The organism is Sodaliphilus pleomorphus, assembly GCF_009676955.1.
In the GTDB taxonomy this organism is placed as follows: Bacteria; Bacteroidota; Bacteroidia; order Bacteroidales; family Muribaculaceae; genus Sodaliphilus; species Sodaliphilus pleomorphus.
This window is the reverse complement of sequence record NZ_CP045696.1, coordinates 634,611-650,140: the sequence shown is the minus strand read 5'-3', so window position 1 is coordinate 650,140 and position 15,530 is coordinate 634,611. Positions and strand designations below refer to the sequence as shown.

The 15,530-nt window shown below is 56.2% G+C and carries 13 protein-coding genes; 7 read left to right on the top strand and 6 right to left on the bottom strand.

Features of this window, described 5'->3' with window-relative positions; all coding sequences use genetic code 11:
* Positions 1-299: 299 nt before the first annotated feature.
* Both GF423_RS02660 and miaA read left to right on the top strand, forming a co-directional pair.
* On the top strand, positions 300-2,483 hold the full coding sequence (locus GF423_RS02660; protein ID WP_154326920.1) for a S9 family peptidase: 2,184 nt from the start codon (positions 300-302) through the stop codon (positions 2,481-2,483).
* A 73-nt stretch (positions 2,484-2,556) separates the two neighbouring features.
* Entirely contained in the window at positions 2,557-3,468 is a 912-nt protein-coding gene (miaA, locus tag GF423_RS02655; RefSeq protein ID WP_154326919.1) for a tRNA (adenosine(37)-N6)-dimethylallyltransferase MiaA, read from the top strand.
* Positions 3,469-3,503: 35 nt separating this feature from the next.
* On the opposite strand, the gene GF423_RS02650 is transcribed toward miaA, so the two are convergent.
* Positions 3,504-5,081 (bottom strand): hydroxymethylglutaryl-CoA lyase-like TIM-barrel protein, encoded by a 1,578-nt coding sequence (locus tag GF423_RS02650; protein WP_154326918.1) that lies wholly within the window; start codon positions 5,079-5,081, stop codon positions 3,504-3,506.
* Between the two features lie 332 nt (positions 5,082-5,413).
* Here GF423_RS02650 and GF423_RS02645 point away from each other — a divergent pair, with 332 nt between their 5' ends.
* The 4 genes from GF423_RS02645 (at position 5,414) to GF423_RS02630 (ending at position 7,945) form a co-directional block, all read left to right on the top strand.
* On the top strand, positions 5,414-5,935 hold the full coding sequence (locus GF423_RS02645; RefSeq protein WP_154326917.1) for a GFO_1088 family ECF-type sigma factor: 522 nt from the start codon (positions 5,414-5,416) through the stop codon (positions 5,933-5,935).
* On the top strand, positions 5,932-6,462 hold the full coding sequence (locus GF423_RS02640; RefSeq protein WP_154326916.1) for a hypothetical protein: 531 nt from the start codon (positions 5,932-5,934) through the stop codon (positions 6,460-6,462). Before GF423_RS02645 ends, GF423_RS02640 begins: the two co-directional genes overlap by 4 nt.
* Before the next feature lie 127 nt (positions 6,463-6,589).
* Positions 6,590-7,036: a DUF6108 family protein gene (locus GF423_RS02635; RefSeq protein ID WP_154326915.1), complete on the top strand. Its 447-nt coding sequence runs from the start codon at positions 6,590-6,592 to the stop codon at positions 7,034-7,036.
* Between the two features lie 21 nt (positions 7,037-7,057).
* Positions 7,058-7,945 (top strand): hypothetical protein, encoded by an 888-nt coding sequence (locus tag GF423_RS02630; protein WP_154326914.1) that lies wholly within the window; start codon positions 7,058-7,060, stop codon positions 7,943-7,945.
* A 132-nt stretch (positions 7,946-8,077) separates the two neighbouring features.
* On the opposite strand, the gene GF423_RS02625 is transcribed toward GF423_RS02630, so the two are convergent.
* Positions 8,078-8,806 carry a carboxypeptidase-like regulatory domain-containing protein gene (locus tag GF423_RS02625; protein ID WP_206113338.1) on the bottom strand — a complete coding sequence of 243 codons (729 nt, stop codon included), beginning with the start codon at positions 8,804-8,806 and terminating at the stop codon, positions 8,078-8,080.
* A 46-nt stretch (positions 8,807-8,852) separates the two neighbouring features.
* Entirely contained in the window at positions 8,853-9,398 is a 546-nt protein-coding gene (locus GF423_RS02620) for an STM3941 family protein (protein WP_235911516.1), read from the bottom strand.
* Between the two features lie 198 nt (positions 9,399-9,596).
* On the opposite strand from GF423_RS02620, the gene GF423_RS02615 reads away from it, so the two are divergent.
* Positions 9,597-9,953 carry a DUF1304 domain-containing protein gene (locus tag GF423_RS02615; RefSeq protein ID WP_154326912.1) on the top strand — a complete coding sequence of 119 codons (357 nt, stop codon included), beginning with the start codon at positions 9,597-9,599 and terminating at the stop codon, positions 9,951-9,953.
* Between the two features lie 297 nt (positions 9,954-10,250).
* Here GF423_RS02615 and GF423_RS02610 read toward each other — a convergent pair whose 3' ends face one another.
* The 3 genes from GF423_RS02610 to deoD form a co-directional block, all read right to left on the bottom strand.
* The gene (locus GF423_RS02610; RefSeq protein ID WP_154326911.1) at positions 10,251-10,811 is read right to left on the bottom strand and encodes a helix-turn-helix domain-containing protein; all 561 of its coding nucleotides are present in this window, start codon (positions 10,809-10,811) and stop codon (positions 10,251-10,253) included.
* Between the two features lie 850 nt (positions 10,812-11,661).
* The gene (gene uvrA / locus GF423_RS02605) at positions 11,662-14,499 is read right to left on the bottom strand and encodes an excinuclease ABC subunit UvrA (RefSeq protein WP_154326910.1); all 2,838 of its coding nucleotides are present in this window, start codon (positions 14,497-14,499) and stop codon (positions 11,662-11,664) included.
* Between the two features lie 207 nt (positions 14,500-14,706).
* The gene (deoD, locus tag GF423_RS02600; protein WP_154326909.1) at positions 14,707-15,405 is read right to left on the bottom strand and encodes a purine-nucleoside phosphorylase; all 699 of its coding nucleotides are present in this window, start codon (positions 15,403-15,405) and stop codon (positions 14,707-14,709) included.
* Positions 15,406-15,530: the final 125 nt, after the last annotated feature.

Here is a 15,530-nt window from a genome sequence, read left to right as displayed (position 1 = left end):
TCCCGAGACGCCGCGTGATTTATTAAAAATTACTGCAAGTCGAGCGAAATGCAAAACCAAAAGCCCAGCTTTTGAGTTTTGACATTCCCGAGACGCCGCGTGATTTATTAAAAATCACCGTGCTGCTTGAAGCAAATATCTTGCAAGAAACGCAAAGCGTGCAAAAAAAAGTTGTAACTTTGTGACTGCCGAGTGTGCCGCGGTGCATGCAGCCCATGCAGCGTGGCCACGTGGCCCGATTAATACACATGCAAGTTTAATCATAAAGAAAACAAAATCACGTTTATACAAACCCATAGATGAACGCAATAAAATCTTCACTCATTATCGCCCTGGCGGCTGCTGGCACAGCGCTGGGCAACGCACAGACGCTTGACCTGGCCGACTTTGTGCTCTCGCAGAGCCGCCCCAGTGGAATCCCTGACACGCAACCGGCCCTCGACGGCCGCTACTACTACCAGCAGAGTGCCGACGGCACCCAGATACTCAAACTCGACTACGCCACCGGCGAGCGGTCGACGGCCGTGCTCGAGCCACAGTCGCTTGCCAGCGAGGGCACAGCTGCCTGGGAAGGCTACAAGATGAGTGCCGACGAGAGCAAGATACTGCTGTGGAAAGACGTGCACATGATCTACCGCCACTCTTTCAGCGCCGACTACTATGTGTACGACACCAAGCGTCAGCGGCTCAGCAAGCTCTCCGATGCTGGCGGCGAGGAAATTGCCACCTTCTCGCCCGATGCGCGGCGTGTGGCCTATGTGAAAGACAACAACATCTATATCAAGAACCTGGACAACGGCCAAACGGCCACTGTGACAACCGACGGGGTGAAAAACCACGTGATCAACGGCGTGCCCGACTGGGTGTATCAGGAGGAGTTCGGCATCTTGAACGCCATGGCCTGGTCGCCCGACAGCCGTACGCTGGCTTTCCTGCGATTCGACGAGAGCCAGGTGCCCATGTACTCGATGACCCTGTACCAGGGCACTTGCAGTCCCAACGACGACTATGAGCTCTACCCTGGCCGCTACGACTACAAGTATCCTGTGGCCGGCGAGAAAAACTCGGTGGTGAGCGTGATGGCCTACGATGTCGAGACTGCCCGCCTTGGGCAGCTGGCTGTGCCCGTCGCCCCCGACGACTACATCCCCCACATCGCCTATGCCCGCGACAACTCTAAGCTCATGGTGAGCACCCTCAACCGCTTGCAGAACGACTTCCACATCTATGCGGTGAACCCAGCCAGCAACGAGGTGAAAGAGGCCTATCACGAGACCAGCGACTACTGGATCGACAGCGAGATGGCCAACCAGGTGGCCTACTACGACCACTGGTTTGTGATTCCCAGCAACAAGTCGGGACACATGCAGCTCTACTGGTGCGAAATCGACGGGTCCAAGCAAGTGCAGTTCACCCACGGCAACGAGGATGTGACCAGCTATTATGGCTACGACGAGAAGCGCCAGCGCTTCTACTACCAGACCACGGCTGGCCCGCTCAACCGCCAGGTGAAGTTTATCGACAAGGACGGCCGCGAGCACGCCCTCACCAAGCCCGAGGGCACAAGCAGCGTGCGCTTTGGCAGCGACTACAGCTACTACCTGCTCACCTATAGCGACGCCCACACGCCCACACAGTACAGCATTGGCAATGCAGCCGGCAAGAAGGTGCGCAACCTGGAAACCAACAGCGACTATGCCCTCAAGTACACCCAGAAGGCGGTGCCCAAGCGCGAGTTCTTCAGCTTCAGCAAGAATGGCGTCACGCTCAACGGCTTCATGCTGAAGCCGGCCGACTTCGACCCTGCCAAGAAGTATCCCGTCATCATGGTGCAGTACAGCGGCCCGGGCTCGCAGCTGGTGCTCAACCGCTGGGCCCTCGACTGGGAGGAGTATGCCGCCATGCAGGGCTATATCGTGGCCTGCGTCGACGGCCGTGGCACTGGAGGCCGCGGCTGGGACTTTGAGCACGTGGTGTACCAGCGCCTGGGCCACTACGAGTGCATCGACCAGATTGCCGCCAGCGACTACATGGCCAGCCTGCCCTATGTCGACAAGGATCGCATAGGCATGTGGGGCTGGAGCTATGGCGGCTTCATGACGCTCATGGCTATGTCCACGCCGGGCAGCCACTACAAGTGCGGTGTGGCCATTGCCCCCGTCACCTCGTGGAAGTACTACGACACGATCTATACCGAGCGCTACATGCGCACCCCGCAGCTCAACCCCGAGGGCTACAAGAACGGCTCGCCGCTCGAGGCCACCGACAAGCTCAAGGGACGCGTGCTCATCATGTTTGGCAGCGCCGACGACAATGTGCACATCGTCAACGAGATGCAGTACATCTCCAAGCTCGAGAGCGAGAATGTGGACTTCGACATGCACGTGTGGACCAACATGAATCACAGCATCAATGGCTGCGACGTGCGACTGCCGCTGTATCGCAAGGTGATGAATTTCTTCGACCAGAATCTCAAGAAGTGACACCACCGTTGCAGCCAACTGTCGGTAAATAGAGTATCAATCCTCACTATATATCTAAGCACAGCAGCAATCTATGCTCATCGTTATCACAGGCCCCACAGCATCGGGCAAGACTGGCAAGGCCGTGGCTCTGGCCCGCGCCCTCGACGGCGAAATCATAAGTGCCGACTCGCGCCAGGTGTACCGTGGCATGGACTTGGGCACGGGCAAGGACCTCGACGAGTACGGCCACGTGCCCTATCATCTCATCGACATCTGCCCCGCGGGCTACAAGTACAATCTGCACGAGTTTCTGCGCGACGAGCAGCAGGCTTGCGACGAGATCGAGGCGCGCGGCCGCCAGCCCATCATGTGTGGCGGCACGGGGCTCTATGTCGAGAGTGTGCTCAAGGGCATCAAGCTGCCCCCTGTGCCCTGCAACCCCGAGCTGCGCGAGCAGCTGGCCACAAAGTCGCTCGACGAGCTCACCGCCCTGCTCAAGCAGTACAAGACGCTGCGCAACAACAGCGACATCGACACCTGCCAGCGTGCCACGCGCGCCATCGAGATATGCAAGTACTATCACGACCATCCCCACCTCAAGGCGGCTACCCAGCCCCATCCCCTGCGCGATGCGCTGGTGATAGGGGTGATGATCGACCGTGAGAGCCGCCGCCGGCGCATCACTCAGCGCCTTGAGGCCCGCCTCGAGGCTGGCATGGTCGACGAGGTGCGCCGCCTCATCGACAGCGGCATCCCGCCTGCCGACTTGATATACTATGGACTGGAGTACAAATATGTGACGCTGCACGTCATCGGTCAGCTCACGCGCGACGAGATGTTTGCCCAGCTTGAGACGGCCATTCACCGCTTTGCCAAGCGGCAGATGACCTGGTTTCGTGGCATGGAGCGCCGCGGCACGCCCATCAACTGGCTGCCCTATGACCTCTCCAACGACGACTTTGTGGCCGCCGTGCTCGACTTGAAAGCTAAAATGCAATCATGAAATAAAAAAAAACAGCAGCGAGAGCCGTGCGTCGTTCACAAGCCCTCGATGATGTTGAGCATCTTGAGCGTGGCTTGGATGGCTGCCTCAATCTGATCGACGTCGAGCCCGCGTGTCTTTATCACGTGCCCGTCGAGGTTCCATGTGATGTTGGTCATCACCAGGGCATCGGTGTTGCCGTGGGGCGGAATGCTCACCGTGTAGTTCACCAGCCGCGGCAGGCGGCGGTGCAGCTTGCTGTGGTAGATTTTGGTCACCGCCTTTATCATGGCGTCAAACTGGCCGTCGCCGCTTGCGCTTTCCTCATACTCGGTGCCCTCCACCTCGAGCTTGATGGCCGCGGTGGGGTGCAGGCCGTGCGACATGCTCAAGGCATAGTTCACAATCTTCACCTTGTTTTGCTGCGGGTCGCGCTTGAGCACCTCGGCCACGATATAGGGCAGGTCGTCTTGTGTCACAATCTCCTTCTTGTCGCCCAGTTGCACGATGCGCTCGGTCACCTGGTGCACATATTTCTTGCCCAGCTCGATGCCCAGCTCCACCAGGTTTTCCTTGACGCTGGCCTCGCCCGAGAGCTTGCCCAGGGCATACTCGCGCTTGCGCCCGAAGCGCTCGGGTGCCAGGTCGTTGCAATACAGGTCGTTCTTGCAGTCGCCGTCGGCATGTATGCCGGCCGTCTGCGTAAACACGTTCTCGCCTATGATGGGCTCGTTTTGTGCCACCACCACCCCCGAGAACGACTCCACGATGTGGCTCACCGTGTAGATTTGCTTCTCGTCGATGCCGGTGTCCATGTGCAACATGTCGTGCACCATGGCCACCACGGCGGCCAGCGGGGCATTGCCGGCACGCTCGCCCAGCCCGTTGATGGTGCAGTGCAGCCCCTTTACGCCCACCAGGCCGGCGGCAAAGGCGTTGCTTGTGGCCAGGTCATAGTCGTTGTGGGCATGAAAATCGAAGTGCAAAGTGGGGTAGAGTGTAACCATGCGCTTGCAGTACTCATACACCTGGTTGGGGTTCATCACCCCCAGCGTGTCGGCCAGCATGAAGCGGTGCACGGGCAAGTCCTTGAGCAGGTCCATGAAGCGGTACAGGTATTGTTTCGACGTGCGCACGCCGTTGCTCCAGTCCTCCAGATAGAGATTCACGTCGAGGCCTTTCTCATGGGCAGCCACAATCTCCCGGCATGCGTCGGCATAGTGCTCCTCAGGCTTCTTGCCCAGCTGCTCGCGGCAGTGGCGCTCAGAGCCTTTCACCAGCAGGTTGATGACCTTGCCGCCGGCACGCTTCACCCACTCGGCACTCTTGCCGCCATCGATGTAGCCCAGCATCTCCACTCGCTCGAGCAGGCCGTGCTCGCTTGCCCACTGGCATATTGCCCTGGCCGACTCAAACTCGCCTGCCGATACCCGCGCCGAGCACACCTCGATGCGTGGCACGTGCAGGTTGTTGAGTAGCAGTCGGGTGATGCTAAGTTTCTCGGCAGGCGAGAAACTCACCCCCGAGGTTTGCTCGCCGTCGCGCAGCGTGGTGTCGAGCACCTCGATGTGCCCCCTTGTGCTCTCGCCGTCGCGAGGCCGTGTGTCCAATATCTTGCCAAAGAGTGAACTCATGATGCAATAGTATTTTTTCCCCTTCTGTATGTTTCTTTTTACGTACGTACGCATGCGCGCGCAGCCTTGCAGCTTTTCCACACGTCGCGTGTGTGCAAAATTACTGCAAGCCGAGCGAAATGCAAAATCAATAACTTGTTTTTGATTTTGCCATACCCGAGGCGCCGCGTGATTTATCAAAAATTACTGCAAGCCGAGCGAAATGCAAAATCAATAACTTGTTTTTGATTTTGGCATACCCGAGGCGCCTTCTTATGTACCCATCTTTTTGCCTTCAAAATGCAGAAAAATCACTTTTTGTGTTACAATTGGGGTAACTTTGCGTATTCTTTATGAAACCTCTCAAGAAAAAGGTGAGTACCGACACTTTGACAACGACCTTCACCAGCATGAGGCAACGCTTGCTTGCCATGGCTGAACGCATCACGGGAAACCGCGATGAGGCGGCCGACGCTGTGCAAGACGCCTTTGTGAGGCTGTGGAAGCATCGCGACGACATTGGCACCGAGCAGGCTGCTGCCGGCATGAGTGTGACGGCAGTGCACAACATGAGTATCGATGTGGTGCGCCGTCGCGCGGCAAGGCCCACGGTGGCTGTCGACGAGGCGCGCGACATGGCTGACGACGACACTCGGCCGGCCGGCCGCGACGAGGTCTATGCCCAGGTTGCAGCCATCATCGAGCACGAGCTCTCGCCAGTGCAACGCTCTATTGTGAGGATGCGGGAATATGAGGGGCTCGACTTCGACGACATTGCCCGCCGGCTCGACTTGCAGCCATCCAATGTGAGAGTGCAATTGAGCCGCGCCCGCAAGCGCATAAGACAGATTTATAGAGAAAGGCATCAACAATGACAACAACAACAGCAGCAGCAATGAAACAGCAACACGACACCCGCAGCGGCAACGCTCCGCTCTCGCAGGAGCAGCTCGAGGCTATGATTGAGCAGTATTTCGACTGCAAGCTCAGCGATGACGACGAGCGCAGGCTGCGATGTGAGCTGGCCTCGACCTCTTTTAGCAGTGAGACCATCGACGAGGCTCGCTTCACCATGGGCTTCTTGAGCATGGGCATGGCCCGCACGCAGGCCAGCCGCGAGCCAGCACCGCGCTGGCACAAGTCGTGGATGCGTGTGGCAGCCGCAGCAGCTGCCGTGGCTCTGGTTGTGAGCGCAGGCCTCTATGTGACGCGTATGGCGACAACACCGCCCGATGCCTGCTATGCCTGGGTCAACGGCCACAAGGTGAGCGACGACAAGGTAGTGATGCGCATGATTCAGCGCAACTTCGACGACATCGACCGTGCCTCGTCGAGCGTCGACGATCACATGATGCAGCAGCTCCAGAGCATGGGTCAGGCCCTCGATGCCGACGAGAACTGAAATCTGCCCGCGCACTGCCGGTTTCTCTCTCCCCCCCCCTAAAAATAGGAGACATGTTATCAATCAGTATATACAGTATGTACTCATGCAATCGTATTTTATACTTAATTCTTAATCCTTTACGCGTATGAAACGCATGATTTTCATCTTCATCCTTACCCTTGTGGCAGCAGGAGCGGCACAGGCCCAGCGTGGGCTGGCCATTGCCAGCCTCTTCGGCGGGCGCTACAAGCACTCGCCCCACGCTACCGAGATTGTCGTGACCGGTCCCAAGGCCGAGCGCATCAATCTCGACGTGTACCGCAGCCTCTCGGTCACCGACCGCGCCCTGGTGCCCCCTGTGGTCAGGGCCGTGACAAGCGACGGCTCCAAGGCGGTGAGCAAAGAGGTGGAGTACCGCCAGGGCCGTCTCTACTATGGCTACTATGTGCTGTCGCCACGCAATGGCAACAACCGCTTCATCTTCTACCTCGACCAGTCGCTGGCCAGGAAGCAGCCGGCCAACGTTGTCACGCTCATCTACATGGAGGGCGACGTGAGCAGTGCCTATATCAAAAAATTAATAAAACAATAACACAAAAAAAATAACAACAACATGATGAAATCAGTATCAATTGCTCTCGCGGCTGTGGCCGTGTGCAATATCGCCACAGTGAGCGCTACTGCTCAAGACACCGTCAAGGTGGTCGACAATCCGCGCCGGGTGATCATCACCGAGGACTCGCTGGGCTCGCACGTGAAAGTGCTCACCGAGGACAAAAAGAAGGTGTACTCCTATGACTACAATGTGGGCCACAACGACAACGACCGCCTCTCGATAAACCAGAGCACCGACTGGAACTTGAAACTCCCGTTCCAGAGGTCGGACACTACCAGCCGTCACCACTGGTCGGTCATCACCTCGGGGCTCTACTTTGGCTGGGGATGGAACCACGTGAAAAATGGCGCCCAGCCGCTTAAGGACTACATGGGTCACGAGTATGAGATAGGTATGCTCAATGCCGTTGCTGTCGAGTATGCCACTGGGCACGGGCAGTATATTTCGCTGGGCTTTGGCCTCGACTGGCGTCACTATCGCATGCACAATTCCGGTGTCAACTTTTACAAAGACGACAGCGGCCGTGTGGGCATGGCAGCCTATCCCGACGGGGCCACCCATCGCAGCAGCATGATCTACACCTTCTCGCTGCAGTTCCCGCTCGTGTTCAGGCAGTCGATTGGGGGCGATGGCAGTTTCTTTGTAGGCCCCATCATGAATGTCAACACGGGCGCCCACCTCAACACCAAGTACAAGCTCGACGGCGTGAAGTATGACCTCACCACCGGCAGCATTGGCCAGCGCAAGATCACCTTCGACGTCATGGGCGGCTTTTCCTACAACAACGTGGGGCTCTATGTGCGCTACCGCCCGCAGCACGTGCTCAAGTCGAGCCGCGGGCCGCAGTTCAACAACATCTCGATGGGCGTGATCTTGGGTTTCTAAGGGCTGTCGCCAATATAGGGTATTACATTAATTTCACTACACCATTTGTTTTCTCAACGGGGCTGTGCCGTAATCATCGGGCACAGCCCCGTTTTCTTTACCGCCTGCTGCACACCCTGAAACGTGACGTCGCTACTTGTGCTTGTAGTGGGGCGCCTCGAGATAATACACGCTCTCGCCGCGTTCGTCGTTTTGCGAGTTGTATCCCGTCACTCTTACCTCGTAGGGGCGGCCCGTGTGATTGTAGATGTCGGCTGGCAGCTCCACTTGCAGCAGGTAGCACGTGTCGTTGCCAGGATTGCCGTCTTGGTTTTTCATCGTCAATGGCTGGGTAGAGTAGATCTTCATGGGCTTGCCGTCGACCTTCACCTCAAAGCTCATGTACTGTGGCTCGACCGTGACGATGGAGTGCTTCTCGGCATCGGCCTTGTCCATATAGTTCTGATAGGCAATGGCCTTGGTCACGCTCATGGGACGCGTGTAGATGAGCATTTCGCGGCGGCCTCCATACTCAAGAAAAGCGGTGGTGCCGTACAGCTCCAGCTTGCCGTAGCTCAGGTTGAGCGTGATGTCGCTTTCGGCAATCACATTCCAAGCCCAGAACTCGAGCTTCATGTCCTGGGGGGCTACTTGCTGCATGCGTGGATATTCATTGACGCGCATTGCTGCCAGTGCGGCATATCGGCCCTTGGCCACGCCCTCGAGCTTGTAGTGGCCGGTCGAGTCGCTGTAGGTCTCATAGGCCTCGGTGAAGTCGGGATTGTAGATGATGACGTTGCACGAGTCTACGGCGTGCCCCTGGTAGTCGGTCACCTTGCCCGAGATGGTCACAAAATCTTGCGCGTGGACCCATGTTGCCATTATTGCCATTAGAAGAATGCTTAATGCTGTTTTCATATTCTTGATGTTATTTTGCAGTTATTCGGTTGTTGTCTTTTAAGCGACTGTTCAGCAAGTTGCACAGCTCTTGCCCCTTCATTGCCAAGCCATCGGCGAGAAAACTCTCGACAGCCCCCCCCGACGCCTCGACGTTAAATGCCATCATGCGTTGCTTGAGACCCGATGTTTTCGCCAACTTGTGTGTCAAGGATGCTGTTGTGTAATCAACGGCGATAAACTTGACTGAATTGATCGTTATCAACCTGAAACGCTTCACGTCGGCCAGTGGGATGGTGTGATAGGTTAGTTTGAACGGCTGGTATATTTCCACCCTGTTTTCGTAAATGATGAAAAATGGAATGTGGCGCATCCAGTTGTAGAGGGTAGTGATGGCATACAACAACCCGCCGCCACCGAAGAATATCACCCCCACGCAACCAGCGACTTTTGCCGGCCAGCTGCTGCCAGTGCTGGTGACCATGAGCCATGCCCCTGTGGCACAACCAAGGCACGCGATGGCCACGAGCATGTGCTTCCACACTGATTGATATATTTTTATCTCGCTCTCATGCATGTCGCGTCGAGTTTTTAATTGCTTGTGCACAAATTTAGCTATATTTCATAGAAGAAACAAGGGTTCACAATGGCTTGCCATAGAGGTGTCGCTGCTGCACCTGCATGGCAGTGTCGGCGATTTTTCTTAATTTTGCGCTGTCACAGGGCGAGTGAACAAACGCCTGTGCAATATTTTTTTTTTGAAATCTTCAAGTTTATGAATACGATCACTGTCGCTCTGGCCGCACTCGTTGTCGTCGAGCACATCTACATCATGATACTCGAGACCGTTGCCACCCGCAGCAAGACTACTGCGCGGGTTTTCTCGATGAGCCTCGATGTGCTGTCGCAGAAGCATGTGGCCACATTGCTCAAGAACCAAGGCGTGTACAACGGGGTGCTGGCCGTGTTGCTGGCCGTGGCCTTGTGGCAAGCCGACGTGGTGTGGACGCGGCTGTTGCTGGCCGCTGTGGTGCTTGTGGCCGCCTATGGCAGCCTCACGAGCAACCGCTGGATTGTGTTGAAACAGGGCGGTCTCGCCATCGCCGCTCTCATCGCCAGTTTCATGCCATGAGAGAAGTGCCGGGCCGGCTGGTGGGGCGGTGCTGTGACTTTTTAAGCCCCCCATTGGAGCCTGAGGCTGGCAACTCTCGCTCAGAGAAACCAAATAAATGATACATTTTTGAAATTTTCGGGATGGAAAGCCCTACTCGTTATCGGCGTGGCCCCAGTCACGCCGTTGCCTACTCGCTGTGCGCCTCGGCAACGTGAGTGGCGGCCCCACATGTCACATCGGCCATGCCCCTGGCGGGCCTGAAAACGGCCTGTGGCTGTGTTCGGGCCAGGAGTGTGTGCTTGGGCTGTGTTATTTCTAAATCTTGTTGCCTGCTGTGGGGGTGAACGACTCAAAGGAGTTGTCGTTGTAAAACACCAGTATGTTGACGATGCGGCGGCCGTTGGTCACCTTCGATGCGTTCACCGTGTTGTTGCGTCCTGCCGAGCGGGCTATGTTGGCCAGCGCGGCCTGAAGGCTCGACGGGGCCATTGCCTGCGGCTCGGCAGCAGCAGGGTAGTCGCTCTCGTCGTCGTCGCCGAAGCTTATCGATTGCTGCTGGGCGCCAATGTTGTTTTCGTGGCCACTGCCATGTGCGCTCTGGATTTTTCCATTCTCAGGCGGTTGAGCAATCGGCGACGCGTTGCCACTGTTCGCATTTGGAACAAACATGTTTCCGTCGCCAAACATGAGCCACATGATGTTGAGCTGCGGGTAGGCATTGTGGATCTTGGTGATGATCTCGTCGCTCACCTTCTTGTTCCGGCCGTTGAGCAACTGCGACAGGGTGGGACGCGGTATGTCGCACGTGTCGGCAAACTGGGAGTTGGGAATCCCGTTCTGGTTTAAGAACAATTTTAGGCGCGAAACAATGTCCATAGTGCAGTTAACAATTTTGAATTATTCAAATGCAAATTTAAAACATGCTCTTGAATTATCAAAATTTTTAGAGGTAAATTTTATCTCGCGCTGTTTCTATTTACAAATATAAACTTCTTGAAAGGTCTGCTCCTATTTACAATCACATATTCAATTACAAATTCACATTTTTGCCTAAAATCAAATGATTTTTAAGCTGTTAGATGATGCCTGACCACTCTATGGCCCTTATAGTTCCCAATCGCAAAGCAAAAGACGGTTTCACGGTTGAGAAGTACATTAATTTTTGTAGTATAAATGATTGATTTGTACTACTATATCCTATAATTAAATAAATGTTAAAGCTACTGTTTGGTGTGATTGTAAATGCTGCAAATGTGAATTTCTAATTTGGAAACGCTTGTTTGCAACTCAACCGCCACAATGCAAATCGAAACTCGCTGTTGCTTTTCCAAACGCCCCAATTGCAAATCTGAACTCAAATGTGAGTTTACAAATTCTAATTTGCAAATTTCGTGTGGTAAAAACACCAATTTCTGTTGACGAACTGCTCAACTCAAAATCCTCGCAACATTTTAAAATTTCCCTGCGGCAGTTCACAATTTGAAACTCTGCTTGCCTCTAAGCGCTTCTATTCCTCCTGGATCACGTGTGCCAATTGATTGTTTCTTTGTGATTTAGTCCTATTCATCTCGTGCCGGTAACGCTGCCACACGGCAGTGGGCAAAAAAAGAAAAAGAGCCCCCCAACCGAGGCTCTTCTATGCTTCTACACGCTCTAAAGTCGATCTTAATTGCCTTTTCTGGCCCCATTCAAGGCCCTCACGGGCCCCAAATCGGGCTATTTTGCCCTATTTCAGGCCTAATTCTTGTTTTAGGAAGCGAGCAGTGACCGATTGTGGGTTTCTTGCAACCTGCTCGGGTGTGCCTGTGGCCACCACCCTGCCCCCGTTGCGTCCGCCTTCGGGTCCCATGTCGATGATGTAGTCGGCGCACTTTATCACGTCGAGGTTGTGTTCTATCACAATCACAGTATTTCCCTTTTGGACCAATCGGTTGAGCACACCCATGAGCACCTTTATGTCTTCGAAGTGCAGCCCCGTTGTGGGCTCGTCGAGGATAAACACCGTCTTGCCCGTGTCCTTCTTCGAGAGCTCGGCTGCGAGCTTCACGCGCTGGCTCTCGCCGCCGCTCAGCGTGCTCGACGGCTGCCCCAGCTTGATGTAGCCCAGGCCCACGTCTTGCAGCACTTTTATCTTGTTGAGTATCGTGGGTATGTTTTCAAAGAACTCTACCGCCTGGTTGATGGTCATGTCGAGCACGTCGGCAATCGACTTGCCCTTGAATTTTACCTCCAGGGTCTCGCGGTTGTAGCGCTTGCCGCCGCAGGCCTCGCAGGGCACCAGCACATCGGGCAGGAAATTCATCTCTACCGTCTTGTAGCCGTTGCCCTTGCACACCTCGCAGCGTCCGCCCGAGATGTTGAACGAGAAACGGCCGGGCTTGTAGCCGCGTATCTTGGCCTCGGGAAGGCCTACAAACACGTTGCGTATGTCGGCAAAGACGCCCGTGTAGGTGGCCGGATTGGAGCGCGGTGTGCGCCCCAGCGGCGACTGGTCGACGGTCACCACCTTGTCGATGTGCTCCAGGCCCTCCACGCTCTCGTACGGGAGCGGGTCGGTGAGCGAGCGGTACAGCTTCTGGCTCAATATGGGCTGCAGTGTGGCGTTGATGAGGCTCGACTTGCCGCTGCCCGACACGCCTGTCACGCAGATGAGCGTGCCCAGGGGCAGCTCCACGTCCACATTCTTCAGGTTGTTGCCCCGGCAGCCGTGCAGCACCAGCTTCTTGCCGTTGCCGCTTCGGCGCGTGGCCGGTGTCTCGATGCAGGTGGTGCCGTTCAGGTAGCTTGCCGTGATGGTGTGCTGCTTGAGCATCTGGGCAGGTGTGCCGGCAAAGACCACATTGCCGCCCTTGCGGCCCGCTTTGGGCCCTATGTCGACGATGTAGTCGGCCTGCAGCATCATGTCTTTGTCGTGCTCCACCACAATCACGGTGTTGCCCTCGTCGCGCAGCTTCTTGAGCGAGTCGATGAGGCGCTGATTGTCGCGCTGGTGCAGCCCGATGCTGGGCTCGTCGAGGATATAGAGCACGTTCACCAGCTGCGACCCTATCTGCGTGGCCAGGCGTATGCGCTGGCTCTCGCCGCCCGATAGCGTGGCCGAGGCGCGGTTGAGCGACACATAGTCGAGCCCCACGTCGAGCATGAAGTTGAGCCTCGAGAGTATTTCTTTCACGATTTCCTGGGCTATTTTCCACTTGGTGGGAGACATGTGGTTGTGCAGGTCGGCCATCCAGTCGCGCAGCTCGGCGATGTCCATACGCGAGAGCTGCGCGATGTCCTTGTCGTTCACATAGAAGTGCAAGGCCTCCTTGTTGAGGCGGTCGCCGTGGCACTCGGGGCACTCGGCGCGCGAGAAGAACTGTCCGGCCCACTTCTGCGCCTGGCTCGAGGTGCCGTCTTGCTGCTGCAGCTCGATATATTTCACCAGACCGTCGTAGGAGAGGAAGTAGTTGCTCGTGCTCAAGGTCTCGGTCTTGATGTTGAGCCGCTCGTCGGTGCCGTTCATGATGTCGTCGATGGCCTCGTCGGGCACCTGGTTGAGCGGGGTGTCGAGGTCGACGCCGTATTTCTCGCATATTGCGGCAATCTGCCAGAATATGAGGGTGTTCTTGTATTTTCCCAGTGGCAGGATGCCCCCGTTGCGTATCGAGAGCGATGTGTCGGGCATGATCTTGTCGCGGTCGATGATGTTCACATAGCCCAGGCCCTTACACTTGTGGCAGGCCCCCTGGGGCGAATTGAACGAGAAGTTGTGCGGTGCCGGGTCGAGATACGACAGCCCCGTCTCGGGGTCCATCAGGGTCTTGCTGTAGTAGCCCGCCTCGCCGGTGTCGGCATCGAGTATCATGAGTTGCCCGTTGCCTTGCTTGAAGGCCAGCTCGGCAGTGTCCTGCAGGCGCTTGGCGTCTTTGGCGGCCACTTTCAGGCGGTCGACCACGAGCTCCACGCTGTGGTTCTTGTAGCGGTCGAGCTTCATGCCAAAGGTGATTTCCTTTATCTCGCCGTCGATGCGCACATTGATGTAGCCCTTTTTGCGCAGTTGCTCAAAGAGGTCCTTGTAGTGACCCTTGCGGTTCTTGACCAGCGGGGCAAGGATATAGATGCGGCGGCCGTCATATTTCTTGAGAATGAGGCTCAGTATCTTCTCGACCGAGTATTTCACCATGGGCTTGCCCGTGAGGTAGCTGCGGGCCTCGCTGGCGCGCGCATAGAGCAGGCGCAGGTAGTCGTAGACCTCGGTGGTGGTGCCCACAGTCGAGCGCGGGTTTTTGTTGGTCGTCTTCTGCCCGATCGATATCACCGGGTTCAAGCCCGATATCTTGTCTACGTCGGGGCGCTCGAGCACGCCCAGCATGTTGCGGGCATAGGCCGAGAACGTCTCCAGATACCGCCGCTGTCCCTCGGCAAAGATGGTGTCGAAGGCCAGCGACGACTTGCCGCTGCCGCTCAGCCCGGTTATCACCGTGAGTTTGTAGTGCGGTATCTCTACATCTATGTTTTTTAGATTGTGGACGCGTGCCCCCAGCACGGTAACACATTCTGTATCCTTGCCGTTCAGTTTCATATCAAGCTGCAAAGTTACAAAAAGATTGCCTACTGCACTTGCTCTTTAGTTTTTTTTAGTCATGTAAAACATGCATTCAGAGGCCACGGCTCTTGCCCTGCCGTCGACGGGCAAGGCCACCGCTGCGCGCTGGCGCGGCGGTGGCCTTGGCTGCCGTGACCCCGATTGAAATGGGCTTGACTCTGGCTGGGAAATGGGATGATGGCGCTAAATGAGGCTGAAGGCCACGTCCATCATCTTGGTGAAGGCCGTCTGGCGCTCCTCGCCGGTGGTGGCCACTTTCTCCACGATGTTGTCGCTCACGGTGAGCAGGGCCAGGGCACGCTTGCCGGCCTTCACGGCGTTGGCATAGAGGGCTGCGCTTTCCATCTCGATGGCCAGGATGCCCATCTTCTGCCACTGGCGCCAGCTCTCGTTCTCGTCGTAGAAGATGTCGCTCGACAGCACGTTGCCCACGTGGCAGGCTATGCCCAACTCCTGGGCCTTCTTGGCGGCCTTAAACAGCAGGTCGAAGTCGGCAATGGGGGCATAGGTGCCTGGCAGGTTGAACTGTGCCAGGTAGTTGGAGTCGGTGCAGGCGCCTTGGGCAATCACCACGTCGCCTATGTTGATGCCTTTCTGGATGCAGCCGGCTGTGCCCACACGCAGTATTTGCTCCACGTCGTAGAAGTTGAACAGCTCATAGCTGTAGATGCCTATCGAGGGCATGCCCATGCCATGCCCCATCACGCTCACGGGCTTGCCCTTGTAGGTGCCTGTGTAGCCCAGCATGCCTCGCAGGCCGTTGAATTGCTTCACGTTGTCGAGAAATTTCTCGGCCATGAACTTTGCTCTCAGTGGATCGCCCGACATGATTACGGTTGCGGCGATGTCGCCTCGGTTGGCTTGATTGTGTGGTGTCGACATAATTTTTCTTTTCAGTTGTTTTTCGTTTTTGGGTAATTTCAACAAAGATACAACTTTCTGGCGACATGTGCAGGGGCAGCCACTGTATATTTTTTACATTGTGCGTGCAAAATGGCTGAAAGTTG